Source organism: Luteibacter sp. PvP120, assembly GCF_054055715.1.
Window position 1 is genome coordinate 126,559 of the sequence record NZ_JBSRXP010000002.1, and the last position, 15,291, is coordinate 141,849.

The 15,291-nt window shown below is 67.2% G+C and carries 10 protein-coding genes; 4 read left to right on the forward strand and 6 right to left on the reverse strand.

Annotated features, from left to right (window positions below; translation table 11 throughout):
• Positions 1 to 13: 13 nt before the first annotated feature.
• Both ACVKN3_RS04475 and ACVKN3_RS04480 read right to left on the reverse strand, forming a co-directional pair.
• Positions 14 to 2,959: an outer membrane beta-barrel protein gene (locus tag ACVKN3_RS04475; protein ID WP_456991461.1), complete on the reverse strand. Its 2,946-nt coding sequence runs from the start codon at positions 2,957 to 2,959 to the stop codon at positions 14 to 16.
• Between the two features lie 232 nt (positions 2,960 to 3,191).
• Positions 3,192 to 4,187 carry a helix-turn-helix domain-containing protein gene (locus ACVKN3_RS04480; RefSeq protein ID WP_285405197.1) on the reverse strand — a complete coding sequence of 332 codons (996 nt, stop codon included), beginning with the start codon at positions 4,185 to 4,187 and terminating at the stop codon, positions 3,192 to 3,194.
• Between the two features lie 197 nt (positions 4,188 to 4,384).
• Between ACVKN3_RS04480 and ACVKN3_RS04485 the strand changes: the two genes are divergently transcribed.
• From ACVKN3_RS04485 to ACVKN3_RS04495, 3 genes are all read left to right on the forward strand, one after another.
• A complete protein-coding gene (locus tag ACVKN3_RS04485; RefSeq protein WP_036143505.1) occupies positions 4,385 to 5,098 on the forward strand; it encodes a response regulator in 714 nt (237 codons plus the stop codon).
• Positions 5,095 to 6,504 (forward strand): ATP-binding protein, encoded by a 1,410-nt coding sequence (locus ACVKN3_RS04490; protein WP_285405195.1) that lies wholly within the window; start codon positions 5,095 to 5,097, stop codon positions 6,502 to 6,504. Before ACVKN3_RS04485 ends, ACVKN3_RS04490 begins: the two co-directional genes overlap by 4 nt.
• 106 nt (positions 6,505 to 6,610) lie before the next feature.
• A complete protein-coding gene (locus ACVKN3_RS04495; protein WP_456991464.1) occupies positions 6,611 to 8,044 on the forward strand; it encodes a M20/M25/M40 family metallo-hydrolase in 1,434 nt (477 codons plus the stop codon).
• Positions 8,045 to 8,121: 77 nt separating this feature from the next.
• On the opposite strand, the gene ACVKN3_RS04500 is transcribed toward ACVKN3_RS04495, so the two are convergent.
• The 3 genes from ACVKN3_RS04500 to ACVKN3_RS04510 form a co-directional block, all read right to left on the reverse strand.
• Positions 8,122 to 11,274: an efflux RND transporter permease subunit gene (locus ACVKN3_RS04500; protein WP_354513880.1), complete on the reverse strand. Its 3,153-nt coding sequence runs from the start codon at positions 11,272 to 11,274 to the stop codon at positions 8,122 to 8,124.
• Positions 11,275 to 11,284: 10 nt separating this feature from the next.
• Complete coding sequence (locus ACVKN3_RS04505) at positions 11,285 to 12,424, reverse strand: efflux RND transporter periplasmic adaptor subunit (RefSeq protein WP_354513878.1); 1,140 nt, start codon at positions 12,422 to 12,424, stop codon at positions 11,285 to 11,287.
• A 120-nt stretch (positions 12,425 to 12,544) separates the two neighbouring features.
• Complete coding sequence (locus ACVKN3_RS04510) at positions 12,545 to 13,006, reverse strand: MarR family winged helix-turn-helix transcriptional regulator (RefSeq protein WP_285405187.1); 462 nt, start codon at positions 13,004 to 13,006, stop codon at positions 12,545 to 12,547.
• A gap of 77 nt (positions 13,007 to 13,083) precedes the next feature.
• Between ACVKN3_RS04510 and ACVKN3_RS04515 the strand changes: the two genes are divergently transcribed.
• Positions 13,084 to 13,608: an O-acetyl-ADP-ribose deacetylase gene (locus ACVKN3_RS04515; RefSeq protein ID WP_354513876.1), complete on the forward strand. Its 525-nt coding sequence runs from the start codon at positions 13,084 to 13,086 to the stop codon at positions 13,606 to 13,608.
• Here the strand turns inward: ACVKN3_RS04515 and ACVKN3_RS04520 are convergent.
• Complete coding sequence (locus ACVKN3_RS04520; RefSeq protein WP_354513874.1) at positions 13,605 to 15,290, reverse strand: BatD family protein; 1,686 nt, start codon at positions 15,288 to 15,290, stop codon at positions 13,605 to 13,607. The genes ACVKN3_RS04515 and ACVKN3_RS04520 overlap by 4 nt on opposite strands.
• Between the last annotated feature and the right edge of the window lies 1 nt (position 15,291).

Genomic DNA, 15,291 nt, shown 5'->3' on the forward strand with positions numbered 1-15,291 from the left:
GCCAAACGCCCGATCAGAAGTCGTAGTTGATCCCGAAGCGGACGTAACGCGGCGTGCTGAAGTAATTGATGCGGTCGTAGTTGGTGTTGAGCGCCTTGCTGTTGCCGTAGAGGGCATACGTGGACGTCGCCACCGACTCGTTCAACAGGTTGTAGACCATCACGTTGAAGCCAAGTTTCTTGTCAGCCCATACCGGACGGTATTCGGCGGACAAGGACACGATGTGCTGCCACGGCTGGCGACCCGCCGCACCGGGGGCGGAAGCCACGCCACCGCAGTAGTGGTAATAGCTGCCGTAGCCCACCGGGTTGCTCTCGTCCGCACCGTAGTAACCCAGGCACGTCTTCGGCGTACCGGAAAGCAATGCGATGTTGCCGGAGAGCATCCACTCCGGCGCCACCTGCCACGAGCCGTAGATCTTTAGCTGGTGCTTGCGGTCGTTGGACAGCAGGCCGTTGGAGTTCTCCATCAGCTTCCCGAAGTCCCAGTCCACCGTCGCCGACACGTCGGACTGGCCGATGTCGGACCGGACCTGGCCTTCGCTGTCGCCGTAGCTCTTCGAGTACACGTAGTCGATCTTGGCTTGCCACGTGCCGTCGAACGGATGCTCGAGGAAGGTCTCCAGACCGTAGTAGCTACGCTTGGCGTGCGGCATGCCGAAGTCTTCCTTCGTCACGTCGATGCTGTAGTAGCCACCGGCCGGATTGACGACACGGTAGGTGTTGGCCCGGCCAGGATTGGACAGGTAGCAACCGTTGAGCGTGGTCGGATCGATGTCGTAGCCGAGTGCCTCGGCCTTGGCCGCGATGGTGCCCGTATCGCAGATATCGTCGAGGATGTTGCGCAGCTTGCGCACCTGGCCTTTCATGCCCCAGACGTAGTCGGCGTTGATCTGCTGGGTGAAGCCCAGCAGGTATTCATCCTGGTACTCGGAACGGATGTTGCTGGAAGCGACCGTCTTCGCATCCGGTGCCTGACCGTACTCGTTGTTGGCCGACACGGCGCCGCCGGTGGACGAAGCCAGCGGGGTAAGACCCGTCGGATTGCCGTTGGCATCGATACCGGTGTACGTGTAGTACTGGTTGGTGTACAGCGAGCCCGCCGCCGCACGCAGCGCCACCGAGGCCGGCATGGCGAGGTAGTAGCGACCGGCATTGGCGTACACCTTCAGCGACGAGTCGCCATGCACGTCCCAGCTGAAGCCCAGGCGCGGCGCCCACTGCGGCTTGGTCATGCGCAGGTAGGCATCGCCGTCCGGGTTGTAGTTGGTGAACTGATCGTTGCGCAGGCCGATCTTGACCAGCCAGCGATCGTCCACCTGCCAGCTGTCTTCGATGTACTGGGCACGCTGCTTCACCCGCACCGAGGCCGAGGTGCTGTACAGGTACTTGGACACGTAGTAACCCGTTTCGCCGCCCGCACCCGTGTTGGGCGCGGCGACGAAGGGCGTGCCGCTGATCGGCGTAGCCGGGTCGCCGAAGCCGTAGAGCCAGGCGCTGCCCGTCTCGCCATCGTCGATGTCGTGCGAGTTGAGGTTGTCGATGCCGGCGGTGATGGTGTGGTCGCCCAGCTTCCACGACAGGTCAAGGCGCAGGTTGTTGCTGGTGGCGCGGTGGTCGGGATTGTTCGCCGTGAGAACCGTCTGCGAATTGACGATCGGCGTGCCGCCGGTGAGGGCGGGGTTCTCGAACTCGGAGCCGTTGATGTACGTCAGCGTCGGATCGTAACCCGGTGTCTGGCTGAAATACGTCATCTTCTGCTTGCCGTACAGGGCGGTCAGCGTGATGTCGTCGGTGATATAGCTGGTGTACTTGGCGATCGACACCTGTGCGCTGTTCTTGGTCGAGGTGTCGAAGCTGTTGAGGTCGCCGGTCTGCCTGGTGTCGTAGTCGTAGTTGTACAGGTTGCCCTTGTACGAGGTCTTCGTCGACGCGCCGGTCAGCTCGAGGATGTTGTTGTCGTTGATGTTCCAGTCGACCTTGGCGTACCACTTCGGATTGCTGTACTGGTACTGCGTGTTGTACGACGAGGTGACGGCACCCACGCTGTCCCCGGACCGCTTGTCGCCTTCCACCGCGGCGAAGAAGAACAGCTTGTCCTTGATCAGCGGGCCACCGACATAGGCGCTCTCGGTGGTTTCCCACGATTTATTCTGCGAATAACGACGGTAGATCTCGCCGTCGTTGGCGCCGGTCACGTAGTAGCTGTTCGGGCTGGTGCCGCGGGCGAACGCCGGGGTCCACTGCACCTGCGCGCCGAAGTGCCATTCGTCGGTACCGCGCTTACCGCTCTGGCTGATCACGCCGCCATCGGATCGTCCGTAGGCGGCGCCGTAGCCGCCGCTGAGGATCTCCTGCTGGTCGATGGCGCCGTAAGGCAGGCTGATGCCGCCGAAACCGCTGAGCGGGTCGGTGGTGTTGAAGCCGTTGAGGTAATACGCGTTCTCGGTTACGGAGGAACCGGAGAACGACACCAGCGACGAGCCGGTCGTGCCGCTGGTGAAGCCGCTGTAGCCGGGCACCACGCCGGGTGCCAGCAGCGCGATGGCTTCGGCGCTGCGCGCCAGCGGCAGCTGGGCCAGCTGCTGAGAGGTAATCACGGTGCGCGCGTCCACGCTGGACACGTCGATAGCCGGCAGCGAATTGGCCGACACGGTGACCGCGCCCAGGCTGGTCGTGGCACCGCTGGCGGCCGCGAATGACACCTCGGTACCCGAGCCTACTCGCAGCGTGATGTCACTGCGGGTGTCCACCACCTTGCCGCCCTGCACGAGGGAGACGGTATACGTGCCCAGGGGCAGCGAGCCCACGGTGTAACGGCCGTCGCTACCCACGGTCACCTCGCGGGTGACGCCGGAGCTGCTCCTGGCCTGGACGGTTTCCCCTTCGGCGGCCGGCGCCTGGCCGAAAATGCTGCCGGTGGTCGACTGGGCCAGGGCGCCGGTGCTGCCCAGGGCCATCGCCAGCGCGAGGCTGATCCGGCTGAGCCGGATGGATGTCGGATTCTTCACTGTGGAACTCTCCCCGAAATTTAGGATGTGCGACGCCACGAGGCGCGCGCCCGGCAAGGCGCTCTCCCCCACTGCCCATGGCGTGTGGTTCGATGCGGAACGTTGCGTGGCCGCATGGCCACGACATCAATCTAGTGTTAAGAACATGCACCCATTCGGCGGAAACTGCCGCATCATTCGGTCATTCGTTGGATGTTTGGACGTCCGAACCATCCAGCATGGGTATCGGGCCGAGCATGGCGGCCTGGCGAAACCGCCGCGGCGACGTCCCTACGTGATCGCGAAAGCAGCGGCTGAAGTTGGTCATGTCGCCAAAGCCCCAGGCATGCGCGATATGCGCGATGCTCCGATGGCGCAGTCGCGGATCGGCCAGCTCGCGCTGGCAGCGGGCCAGGCGTTCCAGGCGCACCCAGCGCATGAGCGTCAGGCCTTCGTCGGAAAACAAGTCGAACAGGTGGCTGGACGACAGGCCCACGCCTTTCGCGATCATGTCGATACACAGCTCGGGATCGGCCAGGTGCTCGCGCGCGTACTGGCGTACCTGACGCTTGTGATAGTGACGCAGGCGAGGCAAGGCGTCGCCTTCCGCACCCACCGATTCCAGTGCTGCCGCAAGAAGATGCGGAACGGCATCGGCCAGCCGGTCGGCCAACGCGTCGGTCAGGCCCGCCGGATGCGCGAACATTTCCTGAAACAACACACGAAGGAAGCCGACGCTGGCGAGGTGTCCCGGCAAGCCGATGGCCGCCACGTCGGCCAGGCGGGGAATGGCGTCACGCAGGGCCACCAGCGGAAGATGGATCGCCTGCACGGTGCACCGGCCGACCTCCAGGCGGAACGGCCGCGACAGGTCGATGAGACAGAAGTCGCCCGCGGCGAGGTCGCCATGGCGGCCGTGCTGTTCGATGCGTGCGCGGCCGTCGAGTTGCAGGCTGAGCAACACGGCTTGCCGGTGCTCCGGGGGCAGTGCGTTCTCGGTCAGCACGTGCGGGGTGTGGCGGAAGACGCCCAGGCGCAGGCGTTCCCCGGCATACCCGTCGATCAATGCACTGGTCTCGAAGCGGCTGGGGGCGCGCTCGACCAGCGCCTGCCAGAAGCGGCGGGCCAGCAGGCGATTAGTTGCGATACCCTCGTCGACGGGTGGCGACTCGGCAAGAACGTGCGATAGGGACGGCAAGGCGGCGATTCCGATAGGGAAGTGGGCACGGGGGCGCGGCAAGCGGCTTCATGGTCTTCCCTGGATGGCGTGTGCGTTGGCTTACGCTAAGCGTTTGGCGTCACGGAAGAATGTCGCTGTGTGTCCGTTGTGTGTCGGTTCTTTTGCCGCGTCGGCAAACGCCGCGTCCCCGCGTCTGGTATCTAATTCCCATGTCCATGGACCTGCATCCCCTCATCCTGGTCGTCGACGACGATCCCGAACTGCGCGAGCTCATCACCGGCTTCCTCGGCGGCCACGGCTATCGCGTGCGTGCCGCGGAGAACGTCGCGGCCATGACCGCAGCGGTCGAGCGCGAGCGACCCGACCTCATCGTGCTGGACGTGATGATGCCGGGCGAGGACGGACTGAGCGCCGCGCGGCGGCTCGCCGCGGCCAAGGGGCCTCCGGTGATCATCCTCAGCGCCCTGGGCAGCGACACCGACCGGATCATCGGCCTGGAGGTGGGCGCCGACGATTACCTGGCCAAGCCGTGCAACCCGCGCGAGTTGCTGGCCCGCGTACGTGCGCTGCTCCGTCGCAGCAGCCGGGGTGACGCGGTGCATGCCGAGGAAGCACGCCCGTACGGCTTCGCCGGCTGGCGGCTGGATGTCACGCGGCGCGACCTGCGCGATCCCACGGACATCTTCATCAACCTGTCCGATGGCGAATTCGCCCTGCTCCGCGCGTTCGTCGAGCACCCGCAGCGCATCCTCAGCCGCGACCAGTTGCTCGACCTGGTCCATGGCGGCCGCGCGGAGGTGTACGACCGCGCCATCGACACGCAGATCAGCCGGCTGCGGCGCAAGCTCAACGACAGGGCGCAGGAAGAAATGATCCGTACCGTGCGCAGCGAGGGCTACATGCTGCTGCCAAAGGTGACCCGATTGTGAGCCGAGGGGCCGGACCATCCATCTTCGTGCGCACCTTCCTGTTGACGGTGTGCGCCCTGCTGGTCTCGTCGGGCATCGGGCTGGGCATCCTTGCGTGGCGACCACCGATGCTGCCGCCCATCGCCAGCCTGTTCGACGTGGTAGCCGCCCTGCGCATGGACGACATGCCGCCGGACCCGGCGGGTGTCGCCAGCCCGGGGGCCACCCCCGACGCGCGTGCCATGAACGCCGCCGGCGGCGACGACCGGCGCATGCTGCCACCGGGCGCGGACTTCATGCCGCCGATACCGGCGGATCTGGACGTACTGACGCAGGCGGCGGCGCCCGTGGCGCCGGACGGCACGGACGCGCGCCTGTCGGCCCACCTGCTGCCACGCCTGGCCATGCTGCTGCGCGTGCATCCCGATGTCCTCCGTGTCTATGCCACCGACAGTCGCATGGACCGGCACCGCGGCGGCATGCGGATGACCCTGGGCGCCGCCTCGGTGGTCGGCTGGCAGCAGCCCGATGGGCGCTGGCGCGTCGCGCGGGTTCCGGGCGAGACCTTCCCTAACCTGCTCCAGGAAGAACTAGTCTGGCTGTTGGGTGCCGGTGTACTGGTCCTGCTGCCGCTGGCCTGGTGGTTCGCGCACGCGCTGTCCGCGCCCATCCACCGCTTCGCGGAGGCGGCGCAACGCCTGGGTGCGGATACCGGTGCACCACCCGTACCGCGCGATGGCCCACCGGAAATGCGGCGCGCCGTGGATGCCTTCAACACCATGCAGGGGCGCGTGAATCGCCTGCTGCACGAGCGCACGCACATGATCGCCGCCATCGCGCACGACCTGCGCACACCGCTCACACGCCTGTCGTTCCGTCTGGATGGACTGCCGGAGCCGCTGGGTAGCAAGGTGGATGCCGACCTGCGCGAGATGAAGACCATGATCTCGGCGGCACTGGATTTCATGCGTGACCGTTCGCTGGGCACGCAGCGGCAGCCGCTGGATTTCCGCCTCCTGGTCGAGAGCGTCGCCGACGATCTGGTCGATGTCGGCTACGACGTCTCGATTGTGCCCGGTCCGCCGGTCACGCTGGACGGCGACCCGGTCGCCCTGCGTCGCGCCGTGGTCAACCTCGTCGAGAACGGCCTGAAATATGGGCAGCGCGTCCGTCTGCGCCTGCGCGCCGGCCATGGCGAGTGCCTGCTGGAGGTGGACGACGACGGCCCGGGCGTTCCCGAGACCATGCAGCAGCAGGTCTTCGCCCCCTTCTTCCGGCTCGAATCCTCGCGCAACCGGGACACCGGCGGCATCGGCCTGGGCCTGGCCACCGTGCGCGCCATCGTGCTGGACCATGGCGGCAGCATCGTGTTGCGCAATCGCAAGGAGGGCGGCCTGCGCGTCGTGGTGGCCTTGCCGCAGTCCTAGCCTCGCCGGGCACGTCGACCCGGCCCATGACTTCCGACCTACGCGGGCGCACCCCGTGACGTGGTCATAATCGACCTTTACCGTCCCGGGGGTCACCATGCGTTCCATGTTCCGCCTGCACGCGCTTGCCGCGTGCGTCGCACTCGCCTTCTCCGCCCATGCCGCCGACAAGGCCACCGCCATCCCGGACAACGCCGTCGCCGCTGCCAGCCAGCTGCGTGACCGCGCCATGAACGACGACACCGGCTATGCCTTCGTCTCGGGCCTCACCACCGAGGTGGGCGCACGGCTGGCCGGCAGCGCCGCGGATGCGCGCGCCGTCGCCTGGACCGTGGCGAAGTTCAAGGCCATGGGTTTCGACAAGGTCTATACCGAGAAGGTCAGCTACCCGCTGTGGCAGCGCCGCAGCGAGCACGCCCAGGTGGTGTCGCCGTTCCCGCAGCCGCTGGCGCTGACCGCGCTGGGGTATTCAGCGGGCACGCCTGCGGGCGGCCTGACCGCCGACGTGGTGGGCTTCGACGACCTGGAAGCGCTCAAGCGCGCGGACCCCGCCAGCGTCAAGGGCAAGATCGTCTACGTGTCCACGCATATGCAACAGCAGAAGGACGGGCACGACTACGGCAAGGGTTCGGCCACGCGTACCGGCGGCCCGGTGCTCGCGGCGAAGATGGGCGCCGCGGCGTTCCTGCTGCGCTCCGCCGGCACCGACCCGCACAGCCGCACGCCGCATACCGGGGTGACCGGCTTCACCGATCCGAAGCAGGCGATTCCCGCCGCCGCGTTGTCCCTGCCGGATGCCGACCAGCTCGAACGCATCCTCAAGGAAGGCAAACCGGTGACGCTACGCCTGGATCTGGACGTCGGCTTCGCCGGAACGTATGAAGGCGCCAACGTCATCGCTGAAGTCACCGGCCGCAAGCATCCCGACCAGGTCGTGGCCATCGGCGGTCACCTGGATTCCTGGGACCTCGGCACGGGCGCGATCGACGACGGTGCCGGCGTGGCCATCGCCGCGGCCGCCGCCAAGCTGATCAAGGACATGCCGCAACGCCCGGACCGCACCATCCGCGTCATCGCCTTTGCCAACGAGGAAATGGGCTTGTGGGGCGGCAAGGCGTATGCCGAAGCCCATGCGAAGGATGTGGCGAAGTTCCAGCTCGGCACGGAGTCGGATTTCGGCGCGGGCCGCATCTGGCGCATGACCGCCAGCGTGAAGCCGGAAGCGCGCGACGCGATCGCGCAGATCGCCAAGGTGCTCGAGCCCATCGGCGTTACATATGACGCCAGCAAGCCCGGCGGCGGTGGCTCGGACCTCTCGCAGATGCACGCGAAGGGCATGGCGGCGTTGTCGCTTACGCAGGACGGTACCGACTACTTCGACTACCACCACAACGCCAACGACACGCTGGACAAGATCGACCCGAAGGCCCTGGCACAGAACGTGGCGGTGTATGCCACATTCGCGTACATGGCCGCGCAGGCGAACGGCGATTTCGGCTCGGCCCCCGGCGCGTTCGCCAGCGACGGCGCGCACGACTGACCCTCACACGTAGGAGCGCACGATGTGCGCGACATGTTTTGAGGCCGAACCTCGAAGCTGGCGCGCACGATCAAAGGTTATCGTGAATTTTTTTCGCGCACATCGTGCGCTCCTACAGCAGCGGCCGGGGTGGTGGCGGCATCCGCAGGAGCGCCGCGGCGTGAGGACAGACGGTCCTGCAGGCGGTTCATGTAGAGGTAAATCACGGGCGTGAGGTACAGCGTCAGGATCTGCGACACGACCAGGCCGCCGACCACAGCCAGACCCAGCGGCCGGCGCGTCTCCGCGCCGGCGCCGATACCCAGGGCGATCGGCAGCGTGCCGGCGAAGGCCGCCATGGTCGTCATCATGATCGGCCGGAAACGGACGCGGCAGGCTTCGAAGATCGCCTCGTGTGGCGCGACGCCGCCGTCGCGCTGACGCTCCAGCGCGAAGTCGATCATCATGATCGCGTTCTTCTTCACGATGCCCACCAGCATGACGATGCCGACGAAGGCGAACAGATCCAGCGACGCGTGGAACAGCACCAGCGTCAGCAACGCGCCGACGGCGGCGGCAGGCAGGCCCGAGAGGATCGTCAACGGATGGATGAAGCTCTCGTAGAGGATGCCGAGCACGAGGTAGATCACGAACACCGCCAGCAGCAACAGCAGCCCCATGCCCTTCACCGAGTCCTGGAACGCCTGCGCCGTGCCCTGGATGCTGCCGCTGAGCGTACCCGGCAGGTTCATCGCCGTGGTCGCACGCTGGATGCGCTGCACGGCATCGCTCAGTGACACGCCCGGCGCGAGGTTGAACGACACGGTGACGGCCGGCAGCTGCCCCTGGTGATTGACCGTGAGCACCTGCGGCTTGCGCTCGAACTTTGCCACGGTGCTCAACGGCACCAGCTTGCCCGTGTCCGAGGTGACGTAGAGCCGTGAGAGCACCGCCGGATCGTCCTGCATGCGACGTTCCACCTGCAGGATCACCCAGTATTGCGTGGCCGCGCCGTAGATCGTGGATATCTGGTTCTCGCCGAAGGCGTCGCCCAGGGCCGTCTGTACCTGCGACATCGTCAGGCCCAGCGGGCCCAGCTTGTCACGGTTCACCGTCACCACCATCGACGGGCTGTTGAGGTCCAGGTCGGTGGTGACGTCCTGGAAGCCGGGCAGTTTCTGGAACGCCGCGACCAGCTTGCCCGACCAGGCATACAGCGCATTCAGGTCGGTCGATTGCACCGTGTACTGGTATTGCGCCTTCGACTGGCGACCGCCCACCTGGATCGCCGGCGGGTTCTGTATATACGCACGGATGCCGGGCACGTCGGCGAAGCGCTTGCGAAGCGACTGGATGATCTCGTCCGGGGTGGTGTGTCCGCGTGCCGCGGGGTCCTTCAAGCGCAGCAAGAGCGAGCCCGCGTTAACCGTGGCGCGCGCGCCGCCGGCACCGACGCTCGACATCACCGCCTCGATGTTCGGGTCGTCCTTGGCGATCTTCGCCAGCACCTGTTGTCGTGCCGACATGGCGCTGAACGAGATATCCGTGGGCCCTTCGGTCGTCACGCGCAGCTGGCCGCTGTCACCGGCCGGAATGAAATCCTTCGGGGTGACGACGAACAGCACACCCGTGGCCACGAGGCTCACGGCGAACACCAGCAAAACCACGCGCGGATGGCGCATGCACCAGGCCAGCGTACGCGTATAGCCGTCCGACACCGCGCCAAACCCGCGATCGAACCAGATCACCACACGGCTGCGCTTGTCGTGTGCGTGCGCCTTGACGAAGCGGCTGCACAGCATGGGCGTCAGCGTGATCGACACGAACCCGGAGATCAGGATGGACACGCTGATAACCACCGCGAACTCGTGGAACAGGCGCCCCACGATGCCCCCCATGAACATCACGGGGATGAACACCGCCACGAGCGACAGCGTCATGGAGAAGATGGTGAAGCCGATCTCGGTGGCACCCTTGATCGCGGCCTCGTAAGGCGCCTCACCCATCTCGATGTGCCGCATGATGTTCTCGAGCATCACGATGGCATCGTCGACGACGAAACCGACGGCCAGTGTCAGCGCCAGCAACGACAGGTTGTCCAGGCTGTAGCCCAGCGCAAACATGGCCCCGAACGTGCCCAGCACCGAGATCGGCAGGGCCACGGCGGGAATCAGCGTGGCGGACGCATTACCCAGGAACAGGTAGATCACCAGCACCACCAGGATGCCCGCGAGCACCAGGGTGAACTGCACATCGTGCACGGAGTCGCGGATGGACACCGAACGGTCGTACATCACGTCCAACTTCACCGAAGGCGGCAGCGTGCGTGAAAAATCCGGCAGCAGCGCGAGGATGCGATCCACGGTTTCCACCGTGTTGGCGCCGGGCTGCCGCTGGATGGCGAGCGTGATGGCACGCGTGCCGTTGAACCAGCTGGCCTTCTGGTCGTCCTGCACGCTGTCGCGCGGCACGGCGATATCGGACAGGCGCACGGGCGCGCCGTTGCGGTACGCCACCACCACCTGGGCGTAATCCGCCGCGCGCATCAGCTGGCCGTCCGAACGGATGGACAGCAACTGGCGGCTGCCGTTGAGCGAGCCCGTGGCCTTGTTGACGTTGGCGGACGCGATCGCCGCGGCCATCTGGTCGACACCGATGCCGGTGGCGGCCAGCCGGTCGGGGTCCACCGCGATGCGCACGGCGTATTTCTGCGAGCCGTACACGCTGACCTGGGCCACGCCGTCGACCATCGACAGGCGCTGGGCGAGTTCGGTCTCGGCGTAGTCGTCCACGGTGGACAACGGCAACGTGGACGATTGCATGGTAAGGAACAGGATGGGTGCGTCGGCCGGATTCACCTTGCGATAGGTCGGCGGGGTCGGCATGTCCTGGGGCAACTGGCGCTGCGCGGCGGAGATGGCCGCCTGGACGTCCTGGGCCGCCCCATCGATGCTGCGATCCAGCGCGAAGGTCACCGTGATCGTGGTGGAGCCCAGCGAACTGGACGAGGTCATCGAATCGATGCCGGCCACGGTGGACAGCTGTGCCTCGAGTGGCGTCGCCACCGACGATGCCATGGTCTCAGGCGAGGCACCCGGCAGGCTGGCACTGATGTTGATCGTCGGGAAATCGACGTTGGGCAGCTCGTTCACCGGCAGCTTGGGATAAGCCACGATGCCGAAGATGACCAGGGCGGCCATCAGCAGCGTGGTCATCACCGGCCGACGGATACAGAGTTCCGGCAGGTTCATCCCCGTGCCCTCATCCCTCGTCGACGCGCACGGGGGCGCCGTCGACGAGCAGCAACTGGCCTTCGGTAACCACGCGTTCGCCGGGCTGCAGGCCCTTGTCCACCACCACCCGGTCGGCCGTGGTGGCACCGGTGGTGATCGGGCGCTGCTCCACGGTCTGGTCGGGCTTGACCACGAAGACGAACGTGCCGGCGGACGAGCTCTGCAGCGCGATCACCGGGATGCTGATCGCGTCGCGCAGCCGGGTGGTCGGCAGTGTCACCTCGGCGAACTGCCCCGGCGTGAGCCGGGCATCCGCATTGGCGAAGCGCCCCTTGAGGACGATGGTGCCCGTGGTGACGTCCACGGCGTTGTCGATGAATTCCAGATCGCCTTGCAGGGGTGCGCCGGTGTCACCGGGGATCTTCGCGTGAACCGTCAGCGGGCCGCTACGCGCACTGTTGCGCACGGCGGCCAGGCTGTCCTCGGGGATGGCGAAGGCGATGCGGATGGGATCGACCTGGTTGAGCACCACGATGTCGGTGGTGTCGGCCGCCAGGGTGGCGCCCGGCCAGGCCAGCGGCGAACCGGTCACGCCGTCGAACGGTGCCTTGATCGTCGTGAAATCCAACTGGGTCTGCGCAGCCCGCACGGCGGCACGATCGCTGACCAGCGCTGCACGGGCCACGCCGAGGTTGGCCTTGTAGAGGTCGAAATCGGCGCGGCTGACGAACCCTTTGCCCAACATGCTCTGGTAACGACCCAGATCGGCCTCGGCCTTGGTCAGCTGGGCCTGGTCGCTGGCCACCCGGCCCTGCGCCTGGTCCAGCGCGGCCTGCAAGGGGCGTGGATCGACCCGGGCAAGCAACTGGCCCTTCGTCACGTGGGCCCCCGGCGTGAAGGCCAGCGTCTCGAGCTGACCGCTGACGCGCGAGCGCACATCCACGGTGGAATAGGCTTCGGCGCGGCCGATGATCTTCAGCGAAAGGTCGATCTCGCCGCGCTGCGCCTGGGCAACCTTGACCGGCGTCGCCGCGGTCGGACGCGAGCCGCCGAGGGTCTTCGGCGCGTCGTCGTGTCCCGTCCCATGCCGCCAGAACGCGATGCCCACGGCGACGACGACCAGCAGGCCGGCGATGAGGACGAGCTTCTTCCCTGGGGATCGCTGCATGGGTGCTCCGGCCGAAGCCTTCGGGCTTCGGTCGCCGCATCCGGGGACGCGGACATGGGTGTGGGGTTTCGATTAACCGTAAACGCTAACGCATATCCGTCGTGGCGGTTGACCGTCGGCTCAGTTTTCTTCGCCCGGCCCGTCCAGCGCCTGGAGGTTTTCCTTCATGCGGTCCATGACCGCCAGCATCACCTGCAGTTCGTCCAGCGAGATGCCCTGGGTGGCGTCGCGACGCAGGCCGCGCGCGATCTCTTCCATGTCGTCGATGACGCCGCGCGCCTGCTCGGTATCGTGCAGCCGCCAGGCCCGGCGATCCTTCGGATCCGCCCGGCGCTCCACGAAACCGGCAGCCTGCAGGCGGTCGATGACCCGGCCCACGGCGATCGGCTCCATGTCGAGTTGTTCCGCCAGCTCGTTCTGGCGCATGCCGGGCAGCCGATGCAGCGCCTTCAGGGCCCGCCACTGCGCGCGGGTCAGCCCGAAGCGCACCGCCCGACGATCGAAGTGCTTGCGGAACAGCAAGGTCACGTCGTTGATCAGGTAGGCGAACGAGATGTCTTCAACTTTGATCGGGTCGGCCATAACCTTCGGGGACAATACAGAACTGACAGACGACCATCGTAGCCAATTGGCGCCGTGCCGTCACAAGGAGTTGCCTTATGGGCCTGACCATTCGCGAGGCGGACATCACCACCCTGGCGGTGGATGCCGTCGTCAATGCCGCCAACCCGTCCCTGCTGGGCGGTGGCGGTGTGGACGGCGCCATCCATCGCGCCGCCGGCCCGGCGCTGCTGGCGGCCTGCCAGGCCTTGCCGGAGCACCCCCGGGGCGTACGCTGCCCCACCGGCGAAGCCCGGATCACCCCGGGATTTGCTCTGCCGGCCCGCTTCGTCATCCATACGGTGGGACCCGTGTGGCATGGCGGCGCCCGCGGAGAGCCGGCCCAGCTCGCCGGCTGCTACCAGGACTGCCTGCGGCTGGCACAGGAGCACGGCCTGGGGTCCATCGCCTTCCCCGCCATCAGCGCCGGTATCTACGGGTATCCGCCCGACGCCGCTGCCCGCCTGGCAGTGCAGACGGTCCACGAGGCGCCCTGGGCACCTGCCGAGGTCATCTTCTGCACGTTCGGCGCGGCCATGACACGCGTTTACGACGCCGCGCTGGCCGACGCCTTGCGCGGCTAGCGCGGGTAAAGCGGCGGCAGCACGGTGCTGTCGCCGTCACGCGGCGCCGTTTTCCAGGTGAAGCCATTCACGAACGCCTGACGCAGGCCGTCCCGATCCACCTCCGCGCCGGCGAAGCGGGCGCGCTGCAGCTGGTCGATCGCCGCCGGCTGCGGGCCCGGCGCCAGCAGCGCGGAAAGCGCACCCAGCGTCCGCGCGGATGGCTGCACGCTGGCGGCCCAGCCCAGCAACGCCCGCTCGATCCCGGCGGGCTCCGCATGCGCTGCGGCCTTGAGAAAGGCCTCGCGAGCCGGCCGTTCACGGCTGGGCGCCGCCGCGGTCGGGCGCGCCGAAGGTGACGCGCCGGGCTTGCGACGCCGCATGACGAACCACGCAGCCACGGTGAGAAGCCACAGCACGCACACGCCGACGAACAGCCATCGCCAGGGTACGCCGGTCGCAGGCAGCGACGGGGGCGGTGCAGACGCAGTGGACCCTGCCGCCAGCGGGTTCGCCGCGGCAGCGGGCGGCGTGCCGACAGGGGTCGCGGCCGAACCGGCCGCGGGCGCCACCTCGATATCGCGCGCGGGCAAGGTGGCCACTTGCGCGGTGTCGGTCACCACGTTCCACCAATGCAACGTCGTGGCGGGAATATGCAGGGTGCCCGGCCGCGTCGGTACCACGGCAAAGCCCTGCTGGCGTCGCCCGGTGATCCACGGGCCGCTTGCGCCGCCACCGGTCACCGCCTTGTCGGGATACACGTCCGCGCCGTCGAGCGTCGGCAACGACAGCGCCGGCAGCGCCTCGAACGGCATGCCGGTGGCATCGACGCGCATCGTCAGCGTCATGGGCTGGCCCACACGCACCTTGCCGTCCGCCGGCACGCCGTCGAGCGCCAGCGTCAGTTCGCGCGCCGGAATCCATGCACCGCCGGGGGCGCTGGCTGGCCGCGGGCGCACCTGGACGATGCTGCGTTCGGCCACGGCATTGACCGGGGAACCGGTGCCGAAGAACGCACTGGCATCGGAGGCATCCACCGCCGTGCCCTGGAAACTCGGCGGATGGATCTCCAGCGGGCCTGCATGCTGCGGGAAGATGGCGTAATGCCGCTCGACCACATTGAAGCGGCGACCGCCGCGGGTGGTCTGGAAATTAGCATCCTGGCCGACGCGGCGGATCTCGGCGCCTTCCGCGGAGGGATCGTCCAGCTGGCCGTCGGCCAGGTTGACCGCGAAATACAAGCGCAGCGTGTAGTCGATCTGCTGACCCACGTATGCCTGCGACGGGTCGGTCTTGGCCTCCAGTACCACGGGCCGGTCCGCAGGCGCGTTGGACGCGTTGCCGGCCGGCGACACATCCAGCGTGAGCGTCTGCGTCCGCTGGCCGCCGATGATCAGGGCCGGTACCGTCAGGTGGCCCTCGCGTCGTGGCCGCAGTGCGATGCCCAGAATGGTGTGCGCCTCGCGGCGGCCGTTGACGACGCTGAGACTGCGGTTGGTCGAGGTACCCAGCACCACGAAGTCGGCCATGAGCGGCGACAGGTCGGGCGTGTCGCCGGCGGCATCGCCCAGTTCGATGTTGAGCGTGACGGTATCGCCCGCATCGATCGAGGTGCGATCCAGCGACGCCGTCGGCGCCACCGCCTGCGCAAGGGCGACGAACGACAGGCAAAGCAACAGGCAGGCTAGGAGCAGGCGGCGCATC

Coding starts and splice junctions, on each gene's coding strand:
- ACVKN3_RS04495 (WP_456991464.1), top strand. CDS start 6,611: ATGTTCCGCCTGCACGCGCTTGCCGCGTGCGTCGCACTCGCCTTCTCC.
- ACVKN3_RS04475 (WP_456991461.1), bottom strand. CDS start 2,959: ATGGCCCTGGGCAGCACCGGCGCCCTGGCCCAGTCGACCACCGGCAGC.
- ACVKN3_RS04500 (WP_354513880.1), bottom strand. CDS start 11,274: ATGAACCTGCCGGAACTCTGTATCCGTCGGCCGGTGATGACCACGCTG.
- ACVKN3_RS04520 (WP_354513874.1), bottom strand. CDS start 15,290: ATGCGCCGCCTGCTCCTAGCCTGCCTGTTGCTTTGCCTGTCGTTCGTC.
- ACVKN3_RS04510 (WP_285405187.1), bottom strand. CDS start 13,006: ATGGCCGACCCGATCAAAGTTGAAGACATCTCGTTCGCCTACCTGATC.
- ACVKN3_RS04485 (WP_036143505.1), top strand. CDS start 4,385: ATGGACCTGCATCCCCTCATCCTGGTCGTCGACGACGATCCCGAACTG.
- ACVKN3_RS04515 (WP_354513876.1), top strand. CDS start 13,084: ATGGGCCTGACCATTCGCGAGGCGGACATCACCACCCTGGCGGTGGAT.
- ACVKN3_RS04505 (WP_354513878.1), bottom strand. CDS start 12,424: ATGCAGCGATCCCCAGGGAAGAAGCTCGTCCTCATCGCCGGCCTGCTG.